A 26,378-nucleotide genomic window follows, 5' to 3' on the forward strand; every position below is an offset into this window, starting at 1 on the left:
AGCTCTTGTTTTGTTGTTACTTGGTTATAAAGTGAATTGACTTCACAATTGTAATTGCTTCGAACTTTCGTTCAAAGACCCTACACATTTGATTCGTCGAAACGTTGTTCAGTTTTCAAAGATCTACATCGCTGCCATGCGACAACTTAATTAGTATAACATGCTGTTTCTAATCGGTCAAGCAAGAAATTAAACATTTTTTTGAAATCCGTTTAGCAACTTGACGACCTCTCGTAGCAGCAAGTAATACTATATCAACAAGATGGAGATCGGTCAAGCGTTTTATTTAAAAAAATTCAAGCCAACTCATTAACGTTCGTTTCTTTCATTATATGTGCTAGCCACCTTTCAATTAAATTCATCCGTCAAGCTCACACTCAAACATCTTGACCTTTTCAAAACAACAGTAGCATCCCTCCAAAAACGTATTGGAAAGATGCTACTGTGATTCAATGCCAAGCAAATATTCTGAACATTAATCATTCTATTTTGTTGACCAGTGCTTGTAGGCTTCGTTGATATTAAAACGTTGACTTGCGGTGCTCGTCCAAAACGGCACCTTCACCACTCCGGCAACTTTATCTTTCTGGACAAAGCCCCAGTAACGGCTGTCATTAGACACCGAACGATGGTCACCTAGCACAAAATACATATTCTTGGGGACGGTTGCAGACTTTACCTGCCAATCATGTTGTTCACCCAGCGAAGATAGTGTCCAATTACCAGTACCCTGGTTGCGTTCGTTATGGCTAATATAGTTTTGATTAATTTGGCGACCATTTACGTAAATGACACCATTTTGGCTTTGCACTTTGTCGCCCGGCATACCGATAACCCGTTTGACATAATCGATCTTCGAGGTGGCATTTGGATCCTCACCTTGCGCATTAAAAATAATTACCGAGTTATGACGAATCGGTGCCAGGTTTAGCATTGCTACCTGCTCACGATCCACTAAATTGGGTTGCATTGATGGACCAGCCACATGGGCAAACTGAAAAACCGTCGACTTTATCACTACCGCTACAATCACCCCAATAAGTAATGCTACGAGAACATTTACAATACTCTTCAAAGTTTTCATCAATTACGTACCAACCGTCTACTATTTTTAAATCTCTACAGACATTTATTTTAGTCCACTTCAATCACAATACAATTCTAAATAACGTCAGAACCGGACATGTTCGTAACGCCTACTCAATGCTGTCCACGTCAGAGCGTCCATCCATCTCAACCATTGTTTTAATCGCCTCAACAACTCCGCAAATATCATCATCTAGTGACTGTGATGGCATATTCGGACGATTGACAACCTGTGTCGGCAAAAAAGGAATATGCATAAAGCCGGCTTTTAATTCTGGAAATTCTGTTGCTCGCCTATATTGCACCTCATACATAATGTGATTGCAAACATACGTCCCAGCTGACAGCGAAATACTACTTGGCAGACCCTCTTTGCGAATCGCACGTGTCATTGCGTTTACGGGCAGCTGGGTGAAATAAGCTGTCGCCCCATCCGCTTCGATCGGTTGATTAATTGGCCGATAATTATCATTATCAGCGATACGACCGTCATCCAAGTTAATTGCAATGCGTTCAGGAGTGATGCCAAACCGACCACCTGCTTGCCCAACGTTAAGAACATAATCCGGATGAGCGCTGACGATTTCCTGATGAACAACTTCACCGCAACGCTTAAACGCTGTCGGAATTTCCAATTTCAAAATGGTCGCATCCGCGATGCTATCAGGCAACCGTTTGACCGTTTCGAAGGCTGGGTTAATTTTATCAGTACTAAAAGGATCAAATCCTGTTACTAAAATTTTCATTCTACATCCCCACTATCCAATGAAATGCTAACGCTTGCTAAAATTATACCGTTTCACATTCGAAAAGGTTCCTTTAATTGGATTACTTTTTGGAGTCATAGTTTTGAACACAAAAACAGGAAGCTGAACTAGTCCGTCCAGCTTCCTGTTTCAATTAGCAATTCATGTTGTATAGATGACAACTAACCATTATCTAAACTTACGCCGTCTGTGCCTACGCCGATAAAACCAAAACTGAGATTTTTGGAAGCTATTATTGGATAGCTCGTTCTCCCGAAACGCACACTATGGAAACTATCGGTGTATTCGGAATCTTTACGGCATTGTAGTCAATCAGTACGATGAGCCATTTCGTAACAGCTTAATTGCTTGTGTTAGTCCTCATCGTCTTCCAGACCGGTTCTAGCATCGTTGCCCAAATATGCCTGTAAATTGGCAATGGCCCTGTTGTTTTCAAAGAGCAAAGTGGTTAAATATTGTGCTAACGCAGGGCGATCTTCTTTTTCTGAGAGCTTAATTGCTCGCGTCACAAATAAATTATTCGTTTCGAAGTCATTAACAATGTTATTAACCAACCATGAGGCAGTTTGATATTTATTTTGACCAGCTTCTTCTAACATCGTGTATTCGGTGAATGCTGAAGTCGTGCTTGGAACAATTTCGCCCTCGGCTAAAAGTCGATCTCCCAATTCATCGCGCTGCTTTTGAGCTGCTATCAGCAGTTGACCAAATTGCGGCTGTAAAGAAAAACGTTCAGGCCCCTTAACGTACCACTTCGCTTGCTGTAGCTTGTTTTCTAGCACCACTAAATTGGCAATGATATGTCCTGCCATCGCACCAGCCGTCGGTGTGTGATGATCAATGTCTGATTGCTTTAATTCTGCTTGATAACGATCTTCTACTGTTGTTGTCATATTTGCCATCCCTTATTTAATTTATTGTTGTGCAACTTTCACTTTTACGTTTTGAACTTCGTAACCTAACTTTGTCACAACGTCCGCCAATACATCGGCACTCACAACGTTTTCATCAAAATTGACCTTAACTTTAGCTGCATTGAACAGCACTTTTACGTCCTCAACACCGGCCTGTTTGGCCAATGCACCCTGAATCTTTTGCATGCATGATGGGCATGACAACGCGTTTAACTGCATAATTGCTTTACTCATTTCGATAACCTCCGTTTGTGTTTGATTACTAACAGTCTAGCTGGAGAACGATGATTAATAATTGACGCTCATCAAGTTTGTCACACTAATTAATTATGAGCGGTGATTTGATTTGTTTTACAGAGCTCTGCGTGGCTGTTGTCGCTTTCGGTGCATATCGAATCAGCCGCATCGCGTTAAGAACAACGACTAAAATGCTGGCTTCGTGAACAAACATGCCACTGGCCATATAAATATAGCCAAAAATTAGACCAATTAGTAAGAAGGCCACTGTACCAATTGCAATAATGATGTTTTCCCGAGTATTGCGAACCGTTTTTTTGGCCAGTCCGTATGCGTGGATCAATTCGCCAAATGAGGACTGCATCAACACGATATCAGATGTTTCAACCGCTACATCTGTACCGCCGCCCATTGCGATGCCAATGTCGGCCGTTGCAATCGACGGGCTGTCGTTAATGCCATCGCCGACAAAAGCCACCGTGTGGTTTTCTTTTTGCAACTGTTTAACAAACGTCACTTTGTCTTCAGGCAACAGGTTTGCGTGCACCTCATCTATGCCCAATTGACTGCCAACCGCCCGTGCGGTCAGGTCGTTATCCCCCGTCAGCATCACGAGCCGTTTGATGCCCATTGTCTTGAGCTGGCGGAGATCTTCCTTGACCCCATCACGAATAACATCTGCAATCCCGATAATGGCCTCCAGCGTGCCGTCAACCGCCACCAGAACTGTTGAACTCCCTTGATGTTGAACCGTCGCTAATGTTTGTTGCTGATTATTGTTTAAAATGATATTTTCAGCGTTCATTAAAGTTTGATTGCCAACCGCAACGTGATGACCATCCACCTCAGCCACCATCCCCTGACCCTTAATCGTATTGATTGCGTTGACAGTTATGCCAGTCGTCGGCAAAGCGTGGTCAGTTACATAATTCACGATTGCACGGCCAAGTGGATGATCCGACTCGTGCTCCATTGCGGCGGCATATGACAAAGCATGGTCATCCTCGTACGTTTGAATACTGGCAACTTCGGTTTTGCCCTTCGTCAACGTACCTGTTTTATCAAACACCAGAGTGTCAACCTTGCTAAACGTATCGACCACTTCGCCGCCTTTGATTAGGACACCATTCTTGGCACCGTTACCGATACCAGCAACGTTTGAAACGGGCGCACCAATCACAAGTGCACCAGGGCAGCCAAGAACCAGTACTGTAATCGCCAGTTTGAAGTCGCGGAAGAATATCCCCACTAGCAGTGCAAGAATCAACACAGCAGGCGTGTAATACGTGGAAAAGCGGTCAATAAACTTCTCTACATGGGATTTGGTATCCTGTGCATCTTCAACTAATTCGATAATTTTGGCAAACGTAGTATCGTCGCCGACTTTAGTTGCTTCTACCTGAATGGTCCCGTTATCGACCATCGTTCCGGAATAGACCAATTCACCTAGATGCTTAGTAACCAATTTTGATTCACCCGTAACACTGGCCTCATTCAAGTAACCACTGCCGCTGATAATTTTGCCATCCACCGGCACCTGTGCACCTGTTTTGACCAGCACAACGTCACCTTCATCAACAAAATCGACATCCGTTTCTTTCGTACTACCGTCTTCTTGGAGAACCTGTGCAGTCGTTGGTGCCATTTCAGTGAGTGACTTGATTGACTTTCGCGTTCGCGCTAACGTTTTTTCTTCCAGGAACGTGCCGAATAAGAATAGAAAGGTCACAATTGCGGATTCATCAAATTCCCGAATGACAAACGCACCGATGACCGCAATGCTCACCAATAATTCAATACTGATCGTTTTAACTCTCAGTGCTTCCCAAGCTCTGATGATAATCAGCGTGGCCGCGATGATTGAAGCAAGGATAAAGGCTGATGTGTCTAACCATGTTTGACCCGTGAAGCGGCCAATAAAACCGAGGATGATCAAACCTGCTGTTATCCCTGTAATTTGATTCGTATGGTGCTGAATCCAGCGTTGAAATTTCATAACGTAACCCCTTTTCGTTTGATAATGCATTCAGTATAGGTGGGATTGCGTCATAGATAATTGACGGTCATCAAGAACGACAAAAAAGACTAAATCCGAAATTAATCGAATTTAGTCTTTCAGTCATTCATTTTAATGATTAGTGTTGCTTACGACGAAGACCAAACAATGAGAGTAAACCAGTTAATAAGGCTAAACCAGTACCCATTGCTGCTGTTGTAGCAAGTTCGCCAGTATGTGGCAACTCAGCTGCAGCAGGCTGATCAGTTTCATCAGTCGTTTTCGTTGTTGGTGCAGTAGCTTTCTTAACAACAGTTGCCGGCACACTCTGTTGAGCAACTGGTGCTAAAGTTTGTGTCGTTGCTGCAGGTGCCACCGTGGTCCGTGTTGCAGCGGTTGATGTTTGATCAACTGCGTCAGCAACTAAATGAACTGTCTGTGGTGTGACATCATTCAACAAAATCCAGTCGCTTTGGCCTGGTGCCAAATGATAGCCTGCAGGAACCATGTTGCCAATGTAAACCCAGTTGCCAGTGTAACCCTGAATCTCAGTGGTTGTGATAATTTGACCATTATCGTCATCCGTCATAAGCAGTTCGATTGGGTCCCAAGGACGATCTGATGACACAGGCGTTGTCGGTTGGGCAGTGGCCGTTGGTGTGAGCACGGGCTGCGTCGGCACGTTTGACGTTACGTTTGCGACCGTTACTGGCTGTGCAGGTTCAGTCGGTGTCGTTGGTTCAGCTGGCACATCAGGTGTTTGGGCCGGTGTGGTTGGCTGATCAACTGGCGTTGGAGTTTCGGCAACATTGACCGGTTTCTCCGGCGTTGTAACTGGTACTTCGGTAGTTGTGACCGGCTTCTCCGGTGTTGTTACTGGTGTTTCCGGAGTTGTAGCTGGTTTCTCTGGCGTCGTTACTGGTGTTTCTGGAGTTGTAGCCGGTTTCTCTGGTATCGTTGCTGGCTTTTCCGGAGTTGTGGCCGGTTTCTCTGGTGTCGTTGCTGGCTTTTCCGGAGTTGTAGCGGGTTTCTCTGGCGTCGTTGCTGGCTTTTCCGGAGTTGTAGCTGGTTTCTCTGGTGTCGTTGCTGGCTTTTCCGGAGTTGTAGCCGGTTTCTCTGGCGTCGTTACTGGTGTTTCTGGAGTTGTAGCCTGCCGAGGAATCACATTAACAAAAGTCTCTGCATACACTGACCTAGTACGAGAATCAACCAGCGGAGCATCGTTTGCAACGGAATCAGTGCTTACAGGCTCATCTATCAAGTCTAGATTGATAGCCTTTGTTGCATAGGGTGCACTATATGAAACTATCACCGGCATATCACTGGCAGGTGTTTTAGTTGAAATAGGCTGTGACACCAGCGTCACATTTTTAACTGTCATCTCAGCCTTGTCATACGTTGTCCCACCAGCAAAGCTATCAGCTAAACTCCACTTATCTCCAACATGCAAAGTAATTTTATTGAGTTTAATTTCAACAACATGGGTTTTTGCTGTAACAGACTGCCCATTTTTAGGTGTAAATGTTACATCGTAAATTCCAGGAGTAGATAAATCTACTTTACTATCAACAGTGACATCATTAAGCATTTCGTCCGGTACTCTCAGTCTGCGACCAGTTTCGTCAATCAGAGAAAGCAGATTTTGTACAGGTGCATACTTTTGATTATCTAAAAGCATCCCTGGCTCAACAGCTGCGGTCATAACATCTTGAACAGTAACAACACTCTGTCGAATATACTTAACCTCAACCATTTGAGTCAAACCTGTGTCACCCATCACTACATCGTTGAGATTATAAGTTCCAGTCACAGAAACAATTCCTGTTTCGGCATCGAGCTTGTACGTGTTGCCATCTTTCATTTCCAGTTTATACGTGGCATCAGATGTGTTAACTGTTTCAGGCAAATTGATCGTATAACTGCCTAACAGAGTTCCACCGGCAACGGAAATATCATGGTCTTTGTTCAGTTTCCCATCAGTACTAACTATTGAAATATTCAATGCGACAGGCTTTGCAGTCAACGTCACACTTGTTTCAGGTGTTAAGTTATATTTGTTATTTGCATCTGCCACAATCTGTGGAAATGCAACATATTTATCAGAAAGCAGATAATTATCTGCTATTGTTCCCAAATCAGCTTTTTCTTGATCAGCAGTATAGGCAACAATAGTTCGATCTTTGGTTCGATCATCGCTTTCTACAATGGTTGAGATCCCAATCTTCTTAGCTGAATCGGGCGTCAATGATTTTGATTCGTCGTTATCCTTAAGAGAGTTATCAAACGAAACCAGGGTGCTTGCTGTTTGACCGTTTGTTACGACTGTTAATTTTGGTGTTGGCACATAGTAAGCCTCGAAAACATATTCCGAAGTCTTCTTTGGATCATTAATTGAATACGTTTGTACGTTTGGATCTACTGGAATATAACTAATTTTAGTATTTCCACTAGTTCCATCTGTAGCTGGCGCCATGACGTTTTGTGGCTCATTATAAGAAATAGAATCGTTGTAATGAACTACTTTATTAACAAAGTTTGAGTCTGCGTCGATTTCTTTACCAGTGGTTGCATCAATAAGCTTAACGGTTGCTGTTGCTTGCAAAGGTGCATACCAAACTGGAACTGAAGATCCGTTTAATTGCACCTCCGCGGACACTGTGCCATCAGCATGATTTTGCAAAGTATAACCTAATCCAGTTTTACCCAATTTCTCGGCAATGGCGGGATAATTTGCAGCCTCATTTACTGAAACTAGCGTGTATCCCTCAGGAGCCTTATCCAGATTCCCTGAGTCCATGACGTTCTCTTGCCCAGTTACACCAGATAAATTTATGATTGGTAATTTTGCAATAAGACCATCTGGTTTTCCAGTGGTTGCATTATAAGGGATAAGCTGTGTTGTATCTTTATCAGAAACTGTGTAAGTGAAAATAACGTCATCATTCAATACGCCTGCAGTTCCTGAAACATTAGTCGGAATACCGTCAACAGCAAGCTTATATCCCTGTAGTTCTACCGGCCCTATCGCGTACGACTGCCCAACTTTGTATGACTTTTGAAAGGAAGTTGGGATGTATGAATCGCTACCTTCTGGCTTCGCTTCATCCTTTGTAACTAGCTCGTCATTGTCATACGCTGTATGTGAAATCAAGGATTTCGTTCCATCAGGGTTGAGAACTTCATATTTAACATTAACAACTGCTTCACTAACATATCTAAATGATTCATAGTTCATGTTCTGAATATTGTATGAAGCTCCGGTCGACGCCGCCATTGCAAATGATAATGGCGCGTACGTTCCATCTGCATTTTTAGTCAACCAGGGTGTTACATCGATTGACCAAGTAGTTAAATCTTGAATTCCAGGCACGGTTACAACTTTGCCATCACTTCCCACTACTGGGTTACCAGCGGCATCTAATTTATCAGAAGGGCCGCCATAAGTAACTGTCATAATGTGTTCAGTTTTAACCGCCTGAGTTCCATCTGCATTTAATATTTCTTTACCATTGGCATCTTTTTGCGGAATTTCTAGCGGCTCGTAAACCATATGAATAGGAATTGTTGTACCGTTGGTGACCGATGGCGTCAGTACTCGTTTAGGACCGGCATGCTGATCTGTTGTTGCAATTTTGCTATCTCCGATTGCTGCCGTATATATACCGCCTAATTCCTTCGTATCGTCTCGATGATTCAAGGCTTGATAATCCAGGGCATCATTCGCGGGATTCACTGCTTCATCGTTATAAAACCCTTGGGGATAGACAGTTCCATTAGGCCCACCATAAGTTGCAGCTACTCCTTGGCTATTTGTATATTCAAAGGCTCCGTACGCGTGTTGCTCTCGAAAATACTCATTCATTCCATCAAAATTCATGGAAATTTTTTTATCCGTGATGTCCTTAATATGCTCGTTATAAAAGTCATTGGCTGATTTATAGTCTGTTCCGAAGTACCAAATGTCATCAGCCAGTCTCTGTCCACTACGATCTCTGCTTGGATCTGGATAAAATTCTGGGTGAACATTAGTGTCATCACCATTGTAGTAATTGTCAATTTTAAAGCCGAATGAGTTTGGTAAACCCGCTATTCCCAGTTCTCCACCAGTTCCACCTACCATGTTATTATTCCCAGGGTGAAATATGAAAGATATCCCATCGGCGTTAGATGACTGTCCATCTAAGGACATACTAACTCCGCCGTTAACGGTAAAACCATAGTTCGGATTTAATTGGTTTAACAAGGTTATATTCCCGGATTGACCGCCCTTACTAGTCAATGTCACTTTACCATCGGCATATCGAGCGTCACCGTTTACTTTGAAAAAACTGTCAAAATTGCTTGGACTGATAGTAACCGTTTGCCCGTCAGGGGCAATTGTTGTCTTATCAACTGAAGTTTTGGGTTTAGACTGCGTGTTTGTGGAATCAACGGCGCTTGCCACATTTTCAGAGGATGTATCCACTGAAAATTCAAGGTTCGGCGCTTTAGCAACCGAAGTGTCAGATGATGACACTTGATTTGTAGATTGTGATCCCACATCTTTAGCAACAAAATCAGAAGCTTGAGAGTCTTTGGTGTTGTATGAAGTCACTGACTGCACAGTACTTTGACTACTCTGTGAGGCCTGGCTTGCCACAGAAGTTACTGATTGTGCATCAGACTTTACTGAACTTGAACCATCTGCTGAATCTTGAGACTGTTGGTCGCTGACCTTTGTGTCAGATTTATCAGCTGAAGCGGTAGAGGTTGTGCCGCTTTCGACTTCATTCGTAGTGTTTTTTGCCGCGTCTGAATTTGAGGCTGTATCGCTTTTAGCAGAGCTGGCAACACTTGCAGCTTCACTAGCCGTTGAGGCTTTTTCGCTACCAGCTGATGTTTGCGAAGCCGCAGCACTTGAGGCCTGACTGGCCGGAGCACTAGCCGGCTTTTCAACTGGTGCCTGATCTGTCGTCGTTACATCAGCAGCGTGAGCAGTGGTCGTCATTGCGCCCACGCCAAAAAAGGCAAGTGCAACTGCGGCGAATACCCAGTTCTTGCCATCTTTATACATCCGATAATGCAGCTTCGTTTCTGGTTGCATGTGTTTATAACTCATTCGTTTAAATACCCCTCAATTTAAAACCCTGTTGTATTTTTAATCGTCATTAAATCTCTTGGCGGTTGTTCAATTTGCATGGGAAAGAGGTCTGCGATGGTTGTTTGCAAACGAAGAAAGTCATGCATAATCGATTACATTTATATCATTAAACCGTGTAAGCGTTTTAGTAGCTTAACCTTTTAGTAATCAAATTTATTCTGTGGGTATTTATACCATAGAAACGTCGCCTTTAAAAGGCATATAGGTTGCGCTTTTTGCCGCTTTTGGAACAACCAATGTTTCATCTTTACATTTTTCACCATGTCTGGAAATGTGCTTTCATCGCGTAATAAATGCAATCGTTTGCCTTTACTAGTAATCATTTTTGTAACTATACCAATTTAGCCAAAAAATATTTAAATAGCTAAAATAATTTGCGCGTACAAAAAAACGATTACGAGTTTCCTCGCAATCGTTTTCAAGTAATACCTATTCGATTAAGCTTCTTGTTTGCGCACATAGTAGGCAAATCCTGCAATAACACTGAGCAGAACTAAACCAAGCATCGCTAGTAATAAAGCTGATTTTTCACCAGTCTCTGGTAATCCAGTCACACCATGTCCTTCTTGTTTAGCAGGTTGACCCGCAGGACGACCGTTGGAAACAAGTTTTTGTGATGCTACAGACGTAACAGCGACAGCCTCATAAGAACCATTTTGTGCTGATACAATCGGCGTTTCAGGTTTAACTGGACGCGCTGGTTGATTTGGTATTGTTGGTGTCATTGGCTTGTTTGGTACGTTTGGCATTACTGGTACATTCGGTACAGTTGGTGTCGTAGGAACGTTTGGTACTTCAGGGGTTGTTGGTACGTTCGGAATATTCGGCGTCGTTGGTGTATTCGGAATTTTTGGTACATTCGGTGTCGTCGGTGTGGTCGGGATATTCGGAATGTTTGGTGTCGTTGGAGGTGTAACTGGTGGTACCTGTACGTCTTGGAACTTAGCCGCGACAGCCACAGGTTCATCAGTTGCATGATCCAGAACAACAACTTTCAACAACTCAGTGCTCAATTGATAACCAGTTGGGGCGACCGTTTCCTTGAAGTAGTAAGTACCAGGCCTCAAGTCAGTAACGGTTAACGTCCCATTGGCATCCGTCGTCAAGCCTGTCTTAATAACATTCTTGTCGGCATCGAGCAGATCAAACGTTGCATTGGCCAACACGTGACCATCTTCGGCAGCAACTTTCGTCAGTTTAATACTGCCTTGGTAATCAACCTGTGAAGCAGTTACGTTACTTTGACCACCACGAGTGGTGTCCGCAATAACAAACTTCGTTTCATCAACATTGTCGTTGATCAGGTAACCATCAGGTGCAGTGATTTCCTTCAAGTAGTAAGTACCAGGTGCTAGTCCAGTAATCGTGAAGTTACCGTTTGCGTCAGTAGTAAGTTGGCTAACTTGCTTGCCATCCATTGTGACTTCAACACTCTTCTTATCACTGTCAAGCAATTGATAGACAGCACCGGCAAGCTTATCACCCTTACTGTTTGTCTTGGTGAACTTCATTGATCCTTGATAGTTCGTTTGATCACCAGCAAATGTAACGACTGGCGCGTCATTAGCTGGCATTACCATGAAGTATAACCGATTACTAAAATCACGACCATCTGGAGCAGACTTAACGTGACCATCTTTCTCAGTGACAGCTTCAGCACCATCAACTCGATAAAATTCCAAGCCATGTGGTTTTCTCAAATCAGCATTCAAACCTTTAATCAAGTTTGTTGGTTGAAGATCCGGCGTATCATCACGAAGAATGTAACCAGGCGCATGAGCAATTTCTTTGAAATAGTAGTTACCAGGCTTCAAACCATAAATGAAGATTTGACCATTGTCATTAGTTGTAAACTCTGTATTGCCGTCAATGGAAACGCGTTCTTGAGTACCGTCGTCATTGACATACCAGAGTTCAAACTTCGTGTTAGCTAACATTGTTCGCGTACCGACATCGTGCACGTCCGTTTGACCATACTTAGTCATTTTAACGGCACCTTGCCAGTTTGCAAAGTCTGGCAGCTTATCCACAAGATCTTGGTTACTCTTTCCAATAGTAAAGTGAATCAAGTTAGTGTTTAAAACATAACCGTTTGGTGCTTTCATTTCTTTGAAGTAGTAATCGCCAACGGAAAGAAATTGTGTTTTAACCAAACCGTTTATATCAGACGTAATTGTCTGAACAAATGTATCGTTTGAATCGTAAACATTGAAGATTGCACCAGGTAACGGCGTACCTGTTGCAAAATCAGTCTTAGTTAGGTAAGCGTAACCTTGGTAGTCAATTTGATTAAGTGACAGTTTCGACTGATTATCGATGAATCCATCACCATTAACAACAAACTTAATTACGTCCGAATTAATAAGATAATCCTTCGGTGCCTTAATTTCAGTCAGCGTGTAATTGCCGGCAGTCAGACCATCAAAAACAATTTGACCATTTTGAGTCTTGTATTGCTTAGCCGTTTGGCCGTTGTCACTAGTCAATTCATACTGTGCATCATCAAGCATTTGGTGTTTCATATTGTACTTAGTGAACACAAGACGATTTTGAACATTAACCAAAGTGGCTTTAGCTGAATCATCCAACCAGGCCGTGTTTTGACCTTGAAGATCATTCACAACTACTTTGATTGGTGTTACATCAAGCACATAACCAGGCAATGTTTGTCTTTCAACAAAGTAGTAAGTGCCAGGTTTTAAATCTTGAGTGGTAACAACCCCATTGTCGTTAGAAATTAAGCCACGTTCAACAATGTCGTTGTTTGAATCCAGTAAATCAAACTTCACACCAGCAAGTTTTTTACCGTTAACGTCTGTCTTCGTCAATTGTGCATGACCTTGGTAATCAATCTGACTTAGGCTTGCGACTGAAATTTTGCCTTTTTCATTAACTGTAAATTGGACAGCATCATTGTTAGTTGCATAGCCCTCTGGTGCAGTTAGCTCCCTTAATTGATATTTACCAGTTTTTAGCCCGATGAGAGTAAATTGTCCCTGGTCATTTGTAACCCAGTTTCCATCACCGTCTAATGAATTTTTGACTAAAACATAATTGTTGTCATCAGTCTCCGAAAGATCTTCGAAAAACAATTGGTAAACTGCCTTAGGGCCAACCTTTCCGTCAGCGCTATTTAAATACTTAGTAAACGTAATTTGGTTCTTAACGTTTGTAAATGTTGGTGTTAATTCACAAGCTGCAAGAGTCGCATTCCGAACATCATTGGAAATTGTTAACGTATAGGTTGTTTCGTCGACCAAATATCCATCAGGTGCAGAAATCTCTTGTAGCTTGTAGTCACCTCCGCCAAGATCATCAAAACTAATTACACCATTTTCGTCAGTAACTTTTTGTTTTGTCGTTCCATCTGGCAAAGTTAATTGATACTTAACACCTTTAAGAGGATTACCGGTAACTTTATCGGTTTTCGTTAACTTAATTTGTCCTCGATAGTCGATCAATGTGAATTCATTAGTACTATCTTTGTCAGCGTCAATATGGAAATAAATAGGAGTACTGTTCAAAATGTAACCGGCAGGGGCAGCAACTTCTTGTAACGTATAGTCGCCAGCTGTCAAATCATCAATGACAATCTGACCATTGCCGTCCGTCGTCCAAACATCATTCGATGTCTGTTTGCCATTAGCATCCGTGGTCAATGTTTTAATAACCTTACCGGAAGCATCTTTCAAAACGAAAGTTGCGCCAACAACCTTGCTATTATCGTTACCAACCTTTGTCAGAACAACATGGTCAGTATAGTTGATAACATGGTCGGTTTTGTCTACAGAATTTGTATATTTTACATTATCGAGACCATCTGCGGAGTTCGTGTTAATTGTAAATGAAACAATGTCGGCATTAGCATCTGGATTGTAGTAGCCATTTGGTGAAGTTGCTTCACGAACGCAATAGGTCCAGCCAGCATTTAAACCGGTGAAACGAACTAATCCGTTTTCATCAGAGTTAGTCTTGGTAACATAGACACTCTTTTTCGCTGCATCTAAATAATAGAGATCAAATTCAGCGCCAGCAATTGCCTTGTCGTCAGTGCCAACCTTGTGTAATTCAAATGTACCTTTGCTGTTACTTTGCGTGTCAGAAACAGTGATTTTTTGTTCGTCCGCAAACGAATTATCACCATCAGACTTCGGAATAATTATTTCCTTAGATTGAGGATCTGTCTTGTTCAAGATGTACCCATCAGGAGCTTGTGTTTCCTTAAATCTATAATAGTTAGGCAATAAACCATCAACTGTGATTGTACCCTTTGCATCGGTAATCAAATCTCTATAGTTTCTATTGCTACTATCTGTGTAATCAGTCCAAGTTTTACCATCGTTAGATACTTGAAAATTGAAGTGGGCGCCTTCAAGTGCATTGCCCTGATCATCTGTTTTGGTCAAAGTTGCTGAACCAAGATGATTCCAAATCGTACCCGTTTGAATCTGGTTAGTTACATCCCCGTCAAGCATATCAACGCTGATATTACGCATTGTATGTGAAGCATCTGGATGGTTCACAAGGTTTTTTGTGTCATCTGGATCTGCAATCTTCATCCAACTACCATCTAAATCAACTGGAGTAATGTAGTTTTTTGAAGGGTTCATTTCTTGAATGTAATATTGGATTGCGCTCTTGTCCAAGTGATAACCAGGAATATTTTTAAAGACAACTAAACCATTTTTATCAGTCGTTGCAGTTCTAATTAAGTTCAAGTTTCCCATCGTATCCTTCTCGTAAAGATTGAAGATAATTCCTTCAAGAAGTTTTCCACCGGTTACTTCCTTTGTTAAATGGAGGTCGTAAAAGTAACCGATTGCGCTGGCTTGACTTTTTGTAACGTTAAAACTGTCTGCATCCGTGTCACCAGGATTGCCTGGTGTAACGTTTTGACCATTTAAGTTGGCGTTGTTCGTAAAGTTTGTTTTTCCATCCTTGGTGTTAGCATAGTTGAAATACAAACGTGATTGATACTGCAATACATACGCACGACCGATAGCTTTTAAGAAATTAATTTTCAACGTTTCCTGTCCACTACCTAAATCATGTTGAATTTCAAATGTATAAGCATAACCTTTAGAAATCAAATCTTGCTTATCCTGATCTGACAAAGTGTCGAAATCCTTGAAAATTTGGACACCCTTTAATTCTTTAGTCAGGTCCGGATTCAAGATTGTTTGACGAACGGTTCCACTATTAGCCTTAGTCACATCACCAACAGAATTATCGTACACATTGTATTTTCCTTGACTGCCACCTTCAGTTGAAGTCGTAACAGTCTTCAAAATAGTCTCATAAATATGAATCGTATTTGGATCAATTCGTTGATTTTCCGAAGGTGTATCGGAGAAAACAGCATTGTTAATGGTCGACTGGCTGCGATTAATGTCAATCGTCCAAGTAGCCCTGTTATCCTTTTTAATGTCAACCGGTGCTTGGCCTTGCTTACTGATATAGGCATTACCAACATACGTTTCTACATCAGCATGAACTGTCAAACGTCCACCCGGTGTATCAGAATAATGGGTAAATGCATCATTATTGTACATATTAGTAACTTGAATACCATCAACACTTGTTTGGTACTCAATTTGAAAGGCCATTTGAGTTCGATTATCGTTGTTAGCGTCTGTCAACTTTGGTAATGGATTTTCTACCGTACCGAAATCGATATACATAACCTCTGTCGCATTAAGCAATGAATAGTTGTAGTAACCTGGTCCGCCATTGTTGTAGTTCAAGTATTGAGTAAAGTTCAAATCTTCAGCTAAACTAAATGGCTTAAATGTACCTGCAACCTTGTCCCAAATCTGATCAACATGAAACTTACCAGTAGTTGGGTCATACTTTCCATGATATATCTTTAATTGTGCATATGGTGGATTTTTAATACCAGGGTTAAATTGACCGTTACCGCCAATTGAGCCTTGCGTAATCGTAATGCTGTTAGGCAACAATTGTTGATTTCCTTGAATTGGATCCATCAAGTAGTAATGATCATAATTTTCTGTATCGTAATTGGAAACAATATTCCAATGGATTTCCTTAGTGATTGGATCGTAGGCGCCACCTTTTTTACCTTGATAGGCTTCTTCATCCTTAGCTTGGTAATCCGTCGTAGCGTGATCATGAATCTCATTCTTGTTAACATCTTTCCAAGTTGCGTCAACAGTGTTTGCAAATGTGTTCTGTTTATCTGGCACTGGTGTTGTTACATGTGCCACATCGTAAAGTGTGTAGTAATTGATGTTGAATTGATCACTCGTCTGTGTGTATTTCCCTAAAAATTCAACTGTGAAATTAGCATATTTAATGTCACCTTTTACGGCGTCGTGTTTCGTTGTAACTAGGGTTGTTAATTTATAATCTCTACCTTCAAGCAGGACATCACCGGTTGTTGTATCTTTTAACACAATTGCTGGTTTTGCATTTGCATTGTTTGAGTTCAGTGCGTCTTGTATTGAAGTAAATGGTAAGCTCAGCCCACCATTATCAGCATTATCCGTTAAAACGTAATTGTTCAGTTGATAATTACTTTTATTGATATCGATGTTCCAACGAATTGTTTTGAACCCAACGTCAATATCAGTGTGATTTTTAACTAGATTAAAACTTTTACCATACTGTGTCTTTGGTTGTTGAGTTTCATACCCGTTAACTTTAGCTTGATTAATAATTTTTACCGTTTGGTTTTTATCATCTGCCGTGGAAATAACCTTTTGGTGCTGATCAATTTGCGTCTTGTAGACCAAATTGACTGGTGAATGGAAGTTTTCCCTCAGAAAAGTCACAACGAATCCACTACCGTCAGTATTAGTCGTCAAAGTATAATCCGTTCCTGGCACTAAATACGTGTTCGAAGGCGTGTACATGTCATCAGCATTCTTGGCGTTTTGATGATACGTCATCAGTACAATTGCTAATGAACCTGGTACGAACGTTTGTGGTTTAACTACGACATCTGTATACGTGAGCTTATCACCGGTTAAAGTATCCTGACCATGGTTGAATCCAACAGTCCATGAATATATATGATGTTCAGCATCAAGTGTCTTTGGACCAATCTTATAAAAAAGTCCTTCATAATGTGCATTCAACGTTGTACTAGCGTGGATTTTTGTCGTGCCCTGTTCCTTAGCAGTTTGGTCAACGTTGTTAGTCAAATTCAAAGTGGCCGTCCTAATATTGCCCTTTGAATCCTCTGGTTTATTAATATCAGTTACATAAACCAATTTATAAACAGAGTTGATTGGATGAAGAAATTTAACATTTCCCTTTTCATCAACTGTGTAGTCCGTACCTTCAATCAGTTGTTTTCCTAAAACATCCTGACCGTTAACATCACGTACAATGTGACCATTGAGGTCCTCCTGAATGCTATAAATCTTTACAGGTGACGCTTGATTGTAAGTGACTTGTGAATCAAAGGTTTCTATTATTTGTGCGTTCGTTAGTGTTTGCATGTTGCGGTTCATGTAAACGCTCCACGTCACCTTGTCTGGATCAAGATTTTTATCCAGTTGACCGCTTTTCGAAATGCTTTGTTTTACGGCAGGATGAATCGTAATTTTATCTGTATCATTTTTTCCTGGTAACGTTAAATGATCGCCAGGTTGCCCAGGGTTTTGGATAATATCCTTATTGAATAAAGCATCAAATGACATTTGACCGTCAATATACTGGACTGGATTGTCACCTATCTCCCCTGTGACGTGAGGATTGTAAAACGTCAGCGAAATCTTGCCGTCTGTATCAATCAAGTAACGCCCATAAGTTTGGCCGCCATCGCTAGCATTATTGTTTTTAATGTCTCCGGATTGCGCCTCAACAATCTTGTACCCATCAGGAAGCTGATAGGTAAACGTGTCCCCAGTAACTAAATAACGCCAGATTGAATTTGAAATCGAAAACGTCATAGTACCGCTAATACCAGAATTAATCGTCACTTCAGTAGGCTTTATGGAATTCTTTTTCGTAGTGCCGTCATTATAAGTCAAGTTAAAGTTAACATCTAAGGTCTTAGCCTTATCTGCTTGGCTGGCTTTTGAACCATCTACGCCATTTTCATCTAGAATGTACGTCCCCAAATCATGGGCATCATGCACAGGATCTGTATTGGTATCATTAATGGCGTTGCTATTAGCAGAAGGATCAGTGGCTGATTTATTATCACCATGATCGTATTTGTCCCTAGGCTGTGTTACTACAGGAGTAACGTCTTTAGAACCAGAGCTTTCTTGGCTTGATGTGGCATCTTGTTTGGACTCGTTAGATGAACCACTTTGTTGACTAGTATCCCCTGGACCGCCACCACCAGAACTGGTGTTGTCCGTAACCGGTTGCGGTGTTGAACTGCTATCACTGCTGGCGGAGCTGGCCGAACTAGTAGCAGTGTTGTCAGTCTTAGGCGTTGTTTGCGTCTGCGGCGTTTCTACAGTGCTGGTATCCGTATTGGTCTTACCCTCAGGTGGCGTAGTAACGCTACTTGAGCTCGCATTGTTTGTGCCCGACGCATCAGTCGAAGAAGGCTTGCTAGTGCTTGTTACAGACCCACTTGAATTGCTAAAAGGTGCAGCCGACTGAGTACCAGAGGCCCCTGAAGCATTACCCGAAGAGCTAGGTGATCCCGTCGAAGAAGTTGCCTGGTTAGTTGCAGCGTCTGTCGTATTCTGTTTGGCGCTACTTGCATCACTAGTAGCTGTGCTCGATTGGCTACCCGCCGTGCTACTAGTGGCAGCAACCACTGGCGTCGTATCCGCCTCAGCACTGATTGTTTTGACGGTTGTGACACTGAAAAAGACACTTGCAATAACTGCTCCCGCTAGCGCGTATAGATGTTTCCTCAAAATAATGTTCCCCCACGAGTTATAGCTAAATCATTTAGCATAAATAAAAATACTATTAATCAATGTTTTTACTAGTTATTATTTCAATAGGTAAACTAAAAGTTACAGCGTCATTTATAACATACTTTTCAATGCTTTAAAACCGCGTCACTGTGGGGGTTGACGCCCATATTTTCTTTTAATTATTAGACCGTTCCACTTTAGTAATACGTTTTACTTAAAACGTTGTTTATGAAACCCTGTTCTTGTGCAATCGTTTGTCTTCACGACTTATTGTTTTAGCCACTATACCAATTTCTTGTTCAAAAAATTCAATCGCTTACATATTATTAATCTTAAGCAAAATGTAATAGTTATATTTCTACATTCGTAATATTTAACTAGTTCACTATCCCTGAAATTTTAGGTTCATGAACCAGTTAACTTATTTTCGAACAGCATTTTCCAAAAATGGTGTACACTATTATGCAATGTCATCTCTTTATGACTGCTAGGAGGTCGAACGTAATCGTTAAAAATTCTGCCATTCATAAGTTGTCGCCCTTCAAATCCTTATCAATTGAGCAGGGCAAACTAAAAACCAAAATCGAGGACTTCTGTAAGTCGCATATTCAAGCCGAGACTAACAAAGCAGCTATCTTTACAATTCATGGCGACGCAGGTACCGGGAAAAGTGTTATTTTAAGTCAGCTATTCAATGATATTCAAACCGCTGCTCGCACTGATTCAACCAGCCCATTGTTTGACACGACGAATATTTTTCTCGTGAATCATCCAGAAATTCTCAAAGTCTATAAAGAACTAGCCGGTCAACTCCCTAACTTACGGAAAAAGGATTTTGACCGGCCAACTTCGTTTATTAACCGCTCACATAAGAACGGTCACCACAGCGATATCGTCATTATTGACGAAGCTCACTTACTGCTGTCCAAACCAGACAGATACAATAACTTTGATCAGCAAAATCAGCTACTAGAGATCCTTAAATTAGCGAAGATTGTTGTCTTAGTGTTTGATACGCATCAAGTCTTAAAAACCAAAAGCTTTTGGAATGAACAACGTTTGCAACAATTGCTTGCGCCGTACCCACATGCTGATTATCAGCTGCGCCAGCAATTCCGGATGCACGCAAATCAAGATGTCGTCGATTGGATTGATAATCTGACGGCCCGTCGACTTACACCTGTGCCAGCAAATACCAAAGACTTCGAATTGCACATATTCGACGACGCTCAGGCAATGTACGACCGTATCAAACAGGATGATCAACGAGTTGGTCTCTCACGAATCGTCGCGACATCCGGCTATCCTTCTAGGCTCGATGGCGGCAAACACTATGTAACAGAAGGACGATTTAAATTGCCGTGGGATCAATATAATTACCAAGCCACTTCATGGGCAGAGAAACCCGAAACCATCAATGAAGTCGGCTCTATTTACACCGTTCAAGGCTTTGACCTCAACTATGTTGGTGTCATTCTTGGCCCGCCATTCGATTACGATCCAATCACTCAACGCATGACCGTCAACACAGACCGGGTGACAGATCCCGAGGTTTTCAAACGACGTGATGATTTAACAAACCCACAAGAAATCCAACAAATTAAAGAACAGCTGACACTAAACGTGCTCAACGTATTAATGAAACGTGGTGTCTATGGTCTTTATATCTACGCGAGTCAGCCTGCACTTCGGCAACGATTGTTGGAACTGACCTCGTCAAAATAAGCTAATCAATCAAAATAGACGTTTTGCACACGAAAGTTTGTGCAAAACGTCTATTTTAGTTACATATTGGAGAATCAAATCTGGACTGGCTTGTCCGGCAACTTTGTCACAGCAATCGTGGATTCCATACATTGCTACGCTATCAACTGAAGCATGCCACTATTGACAGCCACCAGTGCACCACTTCAACACCGTTTACCAGACCTTCGAGTCAGACTCTCTCTAATCATCTTGCAAATCCGTCGTGATTTCATTACGGCCACGACCTTTGGACTGGTACAGCATCCGGTCTGCCCGATCGTAAAGATGATCAGCTTCGTCGTCACCGTCCCTCAGTTGTGCTAAGCCAAATGACATCGTAAATTGAATCTGAGAGTGCTGATAGATAACCGTCTTATTCTCGGCGTTAACCTGAATTTCACGGGCCAGCATCTGCGCCATTTCCATCGTCATCCCCGTTAGCAACATTTCAAACTCCTCGCCGCCAACCCGATAAACGGAAATATCTTTATCGTTGCCCACATACTCTCGAAGCATGGTCCCAACTGTTGTCAGGACGCGATTGCCCCCTAAATGTCCGTACGTATCATTAATGCGTTTGAAACGGTCGATATCCATCGCAATGAGAATTAACTGATCATGTTCTTCTCGAGAGCTCTTATACGCATGATTAAACGTGGTCGCAAACGCAGCATAGTTCGCTAACCCCGTTAGTTCGTCAATGGTTGCTTGGTGAACGCGCTGCACGTATGAGCGATTATCTCGATCCAAAAAGATAATGGCGAAATACAGGACGATATCCATCACCCAAAAGATTGCAATCTGCTCATACATGTCAGCCAACGTGATTTTCTGTTGAATCGGAAAGTGCATCACGTACACCAGTAACCAAAAGAGCGGAATGAACACTATGCTGGTCACAATAATCGTCAACATCCGTGACGTCCACAATCGATGACGAACCACACCAAGCAGGCAAATAATGACAGCATAGAAAACCAGAAACAGTAGCGAACGTTCCATCTGTGAACCACCGATCAAAATGATCCTAGTTAGAAACTGAAGGCCTAACACGATATACGCCGTTTGTTGACCAATGAAAAAGACCACATACATTAACAGCAGCATGCGAATGTTAACAAACGCATAGTTGGGGCCCACATGAATCGTAGCGTATTCGAAATAGATGCCAAGCAGGCCAAAGTAAATCACACTGAGCACTTTCAACCGGCCTTGCTGATAATTCAACGAAAATTTAGGATCATGTCCAGGGTGAACCCAGATGCGACGGACGAGAATTTGGAACAAGAAAATAATTCCCAGTTCAAAGAACAATCCCGTCAACAACGGATTTAGGTTCCAGTGCGTCAATGTCATCCCCAGATCTCCTTTCGCTTTAATGCAGCGCTTTTTATCGCGTTATCGTTTCAACAATTATTAGACATCGTATTCCGTTTCTTTAATACCAGCATTCATCATGTCATAAGGATTGTGCATCGTGTTATCGTCAAACTCAGCCACCCCGATAACAAGTGACAATTCCATCATTTCTAACGCCTTGGCGCTGTTGGCAGCCTTGGTGAAGTTATCGCGAATCCGCTGAGCGGCGATGCGTGCCCCAGCTGCGTCTGTGAACATCAACGTTCCCCATGTCGGCGTCACGGTGTCCAAAATGTACCCAATGTCATTATCGCGGGTTGATTGCACGATCGTGTCAGACACCAACCGAATCAAGGCATCCAACTGTTCGTCGCCCATCATCCGTTCCAGTTCAGAGTAATAACGAATCCGAATAATGATTGTCGTCACCGGAATTTTAAACCGGGTGTGCGTTTCAAGATACACATTGGCATCTTCGATATAGGAAACTGTGGTTCGCAAGTTTGTTTGCGCATCAAACGCCCCACGTTCAACCATGTCAGTCGTCAATTGCTGATTCTGTTGCTGTAACTGGCGCTGCATCGTGGTCATGCCATAAAAGCTCAGTGACAACAGTAGCGGCATGAGCAGCCAAAAGACTAGTGCTAAGTTAACCGTATGGTGCTGAACCAGATTGAGGTACACCATCACTAATCCCTGAATAAACATGAACACCAAGTTTAGCGTCAGGCCGGTCGTCAAACTAAAGAAGTAAGTCGTCATCACCAATGCGACAGTGATGCCTAAATAAAGCGTATTTAGCAATAGGTTGCTTGGCGTCGCGCCGAAAAAGATGGCGGTAATTGCAATCAATCCCAGGAAGGCCAACAAACAAGCATCGGCCATCAAACTGGCGTTATTTGTCTGACGATTGTTTTTCATGAGAACGGCCTCCCTTCCCGATTCGTTGACCGTTCTTGTGGAACATTAGGAACAGCGCATACGCGATGATCACAATCATCAAGAATGCCAAACCAAGGTAAATAGCAAGTGCCGAGTTTTTGTGAATCGTTTGCGTAACAGTCGGTTTAACTTCAGCATTCTTTTGCTTCTTAAACCGGTAATTATAGTGATTATTATCTCGGTCCACCAAAATGGCATCCCCAGTGTATTGTTGAATATTACGCTGGAAGTTAATCTGCGTCGAGGCCATTGCGACGTCACGACTGTGCGCCGCAGTGACGACGAGCACGCCTAAGCGCTTATTCCATGGTGACCGCAAGAGTTGATTAGCACCGACGGTTTGACCATAGGCCGACTCAATGCTGAGTTTCTCGTTCGAAAGGAAACCAGTAAACTTTTTATTGTATTGGAAATAAAGTTTGTCGTTCAATGACTTGATAAATGAATTATCTGCTGGCGTTCCAAACGCAATGACGTGGTGTTCGCGAAGAACATTCTTAGGCGGCGTCTTCGTGTAAAACTGAATTGACCCAGTATTGCTTTGGGCAAAATTGCCAATCAAATTAAAGATGTTCGTCATGGTAGTAAAATCACTCGCACTCAGTGTCTTTGGCCGCACGATGGCTAAATTGTTGAACGACTGATTTTTGATAAACAGACTTGGATAGTTGCTAAAGAGAATATCTGTTACCGGTTTGGACTTGATGTAGGCCCGCGAGTCTGGTTCCACGAACGCCCATGGTGTCTGCGCATTATCGCTATCACTTTGATCCTTCATTTCGAGATCAAACGCTACCCGAATGACAAAGCTGTTACCCAAAGATTGACCGTTTGGCAAGTTAACAGTGAGCTGATCATTGTCGGCATTGGCCGCAGTCAATTTCTTACTGCCAATCGGTTTGCCATTCACATAAACGGTAGCCAGTGAGCGCGTGAAATCAAGGTTCTTTGCGTATCGGAAGTGCACACGGATTTTGCTCCCGTCCGCATTCGTCCGGTCCGTCGGTAAATTAACGAAATAAGTACTTTCCTGATGCTTCGGACCCGTGATTTGATCACCCGTCGACGTTAATTTACGACTGCCTTGATACTGCAGATCAGACGTAAATGTTTGGGTAGCTGCGGAGATATTTTTAGTATCCGCGCTGGTTTCCTTCATCAACTCAGCGTTAGCAATAAACCGCGCCGCCTTTTCCAGATCTTTGCCGGTTGCAGCGGTGACCAAGAGTACATGCTTATTTCCGTCATAAATTGTTTTAAGCACCGCGTGTTTGGCAACATCCTGACGACTCACGGCCGCCTGATATTTCTTTGGCAGATGTTGATACGTTGCCATGACAATTTGATAGTCAGCTTTTTTAGCCTTGCTCGTATCAAACGTGGTCACAGGAATCTGGTTATTCTCAGTAGTGATTACCCGTGCGTAACCGGCCAGAGCGTACATGCTGGCAGTCAGCTCGTCATTAGTTGCCTGCTTTGGCACAGAAATAACCGAGTTATGATTCACGATGGTATCCGGTCCGCTGAAATGATCGTAGAACGATTTAATAGCAGTTTCCGGATCCTTCAACACATACCGAAAGTTGACGTTGGCACCACTGTATAACGTGAACCAGTTAGCTGGCGTTTGCGCTACTTCCGCCTTGCTCCCGTCAGAATTCAAAATCTGGCCACTGATCTTAATATTGTTCGTGCCACTGAGCAAACGAGTCGGAATGTCGACACTCTTCGTTTGCAAGCCAGCCTTATTTTCGGGCCTGAACGAATAAAATTTAACGCCATTAATCGAGACGGTGATGTCAGATGTATCGCCATTAGTTAACTGGCTAACCTGATAGTTTAAATTCAGTGTTGCCTGTTTAACGTCCCAGTAATCCATCTTGATAAAGTACGTATTGGCGGTAATTGAATTGCCGGACAACGTTGTGGTGCTATTTTGAAATGGCTGCGTGTACGTCTGTTCATCAGCGGCCTTCGCCGGTGTTATTGTGATGACCAAACTAACCGCGAGTGCGAATAACAGCCACAGCACCGACAATCCCTTACCGGTACCGCTTTGTCTTGTACCATTTCGCTTGTTTATGAAAAACCTGCTCTCTAACATAACCCACCATCCCGTATGCGGCTACTGCAAGCCACATTTGACTATATGTGATGTACATCAAGATAATTATGAGAACGTTGCTAAAGTTCATTTCGCCCTTTTCCGTTGTGATTGTGATGTACGTACTGGCAACGAAGAGAACAATTGCCAGCAACCATAACGAATTGCTGAACCCCTGTAAGTTTGAATGAACTTTACCCGCAACCGAGAGGACAAATACGGTGTCGGATAAGACTAACGACGTCATCAGGAGAAAATAAATGGACAAAAAGTACAACAGATCGAAACGAATTGGCCGGCCACGTTTGGTAAATAGCAAATGCGTGTTTTTTAGGATGACGTAGATATTTCCCTTAACCCAGCGCGTTCGTTGATGGAACCACACGGATAACGTTTGTGGCTCTTGCTCCCAAGTAACTGCTTTAGGCTGAAACTTAATGTGAAAGCCCTTCATGTAGATCCGAAAACTGATTTCCGTATCTTCAGCGAGTGCTTTCACATCCCAACCACCGACTTCTTCCAACAGTGATCGACGAATGACGTAATTTGTGCCCGGAATCGTACATAAATGAAATAACTGTTGTCGCCCGGCCTGCGCCATCCATTGAAAGGACAGCGTCTCGATGTTAATGAAGCGTGTGAGTAACGTTGCATTACGATTTCGCGTCCGAAACTTGCCAATCACTGCCCCCAACGTATCATCAGCCATTAACTCGGCAACTAGAATTCGAAGCGCACCACTTTCTGGCGTGTTATCCGCATCATAAATGGAAATGACATCGCCTTTGGCAGCGGCAAGACCAATATTCAGGGCGTTTGACTTCCCTTTACCACCATTTGTCTTGTCTGTATTGATCACGTGAACCTGGCGATGAGGGTAACGCTTTTGTAAACGACCCAGCAATTCTGCCGAATCATCATCCGAATTGTCGTTAATAATGATGATTTCGTAGCGATCGTGTGGATAATCGAAGTTCAATAACGACTCAACCGTCTTGACGATAACGATCCCCTCGTTGTGGGCAGGAACCATCACCGACACAAACGGCACTTTTTTCGGCAGTTCACGCGCGGGCGTTTTTACCTGGCGTAGATAATTGACATATCCTGCAATGACCAAAATGATATTCACGATTAAAATGGTCCAAATTGCCAAGATCGCAATAAAGAGAAAAATGTCGAGAATGTTAATGATGGTCCCTCCTTTCAAGATGCCAAACTGACTGCGCGAAGTT

12 protein-coding genes are annotated in these 26,378 nt (G+C 42.5%); 1 reads left to right on the forward strand and 11 read right to left on the reverse strand.

Translation table 11 applies throughout. From position 1 onward, the window contains the following. Positions 1–484: 484 nt before the first annotated feature. From lepB to LDK34_RS00045, 7 genes are all read right to left on the reverse strand, one after another. On the reverse strand, positions 485–1,084 hold the full coding sequence (gene lepB, locus LDK34_RS00005) for a signal peptidase I (protein WP_178943308.1): 600 nt from the start codon (positions 1,082–1,084) through the stop codon (positions 485–487). Between the two features lie 112 nt (positions 1,085–1,196). After that, the gene (gene pcp / locus LDK34_RS00010) at positions 1,197–1,832 is read right to left on the reverse strand and encodes a pyroglutamyl-peptidase I (protein ID WP_178943309.1); all 636 of its coding nucleotides are present in this window, start codon (positions 1,830–1,832) and stop codon (positions 1,197–1,199) included. Positions 1,833–2,206: 374 nt separating this feature from the next. Further along, positions 2,207–2,746, reverse strand: a complete 540-nt coding sequence (locus LDK34_RS00015) for a ferritin-like domain-containing protein (RefSeq protein WP_178943310.1) — start codon at positions 2,744–2,746, stop codon at positions 2,207–2,209. Positions 2,747–2,767: 21 nt separating this feature from the next. Further along, positions 2,768–3,001, reverse strand: coding sequence for a heavy-metal-associated domain-containing protein (locus LDK34_RS00020; RefSeq protein ID WP_178943311.1), 234 nt, complete (start codon positions 2,999–3,001; stop codon positions 2,768–2,770). A gap of 85 nt (positions 3,002–3,086) precedes the next feature. Continuing rightward, entirely contained in the window at positions 3,087–5,000 is a 1,914-nt protein-coding gene (locus LDK34_RS00025; protein ID WP_236941136.1) for a heavy metal translocating P-type ATPase, read from the reverse strand. Between the two features lie 139 nt (positions 5,001–5,139). Further along, positions 5,140–10,098, reverse strand: a complete 4,959-nt coding sequence (locus LDK34_RS00030; RefSeq protein ID WP_236941137.1) for a lectin-like domain-containing protein — start codon at positions 10,096–10,098, stop codon at positions 5,140–5,142. Between the two features lie 479 nt (positions 10,099–10,577). After that, a complete protein-coding gene (locus LDK34_RS00045; protein WP_284144457.1) occupies positions 10,578–18,989 on the reverse strand; it encodes a SpaA isopeptide-forming pilin-related protein in 8,412 nt (2,803 codons plus the stop codon). A gap of 465 nt (positions 18,990–19,454) precedes the next feature. On the opposite strand from LDK34_RS00045, the gene LDK34_RS00050 reads away from it, so the two are divergent. Further along, on the forward strand, positions 19,455–20,717 hold the full coding sequence (locus LDK34_RS00050) for a DUF2075 domain-containing protein (RefSeq protein ID WP_225439124.1): 1,263 nt from the start codon (positions 19,455–19,457) through the stop codon (positions 20,715–20,717). Positions 20,718–20,939: 222 nt separating this feature from the next. Here LDK34_RS00050 and LDK34_RS00055 read toward each other — a convergent pair whose 3' ends face one another. From LDK34_RS00055 to LDK34_RS00070, 4 genes are read right to left on the reverse strand one after another with little or no spacing between them, the layout of a single operon-like run. Then, complete coding sequence (locus tag LDK34_RS00055) at positions 20,940–22,094, reverse strand: GGDEF domain-containing protein (protein ID WP_178943315.1); 1,155 nt, start codon at positions 22,092–22,094, stop codon at positions 20,940–20,942. Positions 22,095–22,154: 60 nt separating this feature from the next. Beyond that, positions 22,155–23,018, reverse strand: coding sequence for a GGDEF domain-containing protein (locus tag LDK34_RS00060; RefSeq protein ID WP_178943316.1), 864 nt, complete (start codon positions 23,016–23,018; stop codon positions 22,155–22,157). Further along, positions 22,993–25,143 carry a cellulose biosynthesis cyclic di-GMP-binding regulatory protein BcsB gene (locus LDK34_RS00065; RefSeq protein ID WP_236941138.1) on the reverse strand — a complete coding sequence of 717 codons (2,151 nt, stop codon included), beginning with the start codon at positions 25,141–25,143 and terminating at the stop codon, positions 22,993–22,995. The genes LDK34_RS00060 and LDK34_RS00065 overlap by 26 nt, the downstream gene beginning before the upstream one ends. Continuing rightward, positions 25,082–26,335, reverse strand: a complete 1,254-nt coding sequence (locus tag LDK34_RS00070) for a glycosyltransferase family 2 protein (RefSeq protein WP_236941438.1) — start codon at positions 26,333–26,335, stop codon at positions 25,082–25,084. The genes LDK34_RS00065 and LDK34_RS00070 overlap by 62 nt, the downstream gene beginning before the upstream one ends. Positions 26,336–26,378: the final 43 nt, after the last annotated feature.

The organism is Furfurilactobacillus milii, from assembly GCF_021654115.1.
Lineage (GTDB): Bacteria > Bacillota > Bacilli > Lactobacillales > Lactobacillaceae > Furfurilactobacillus > Furfurilactobacillus milii.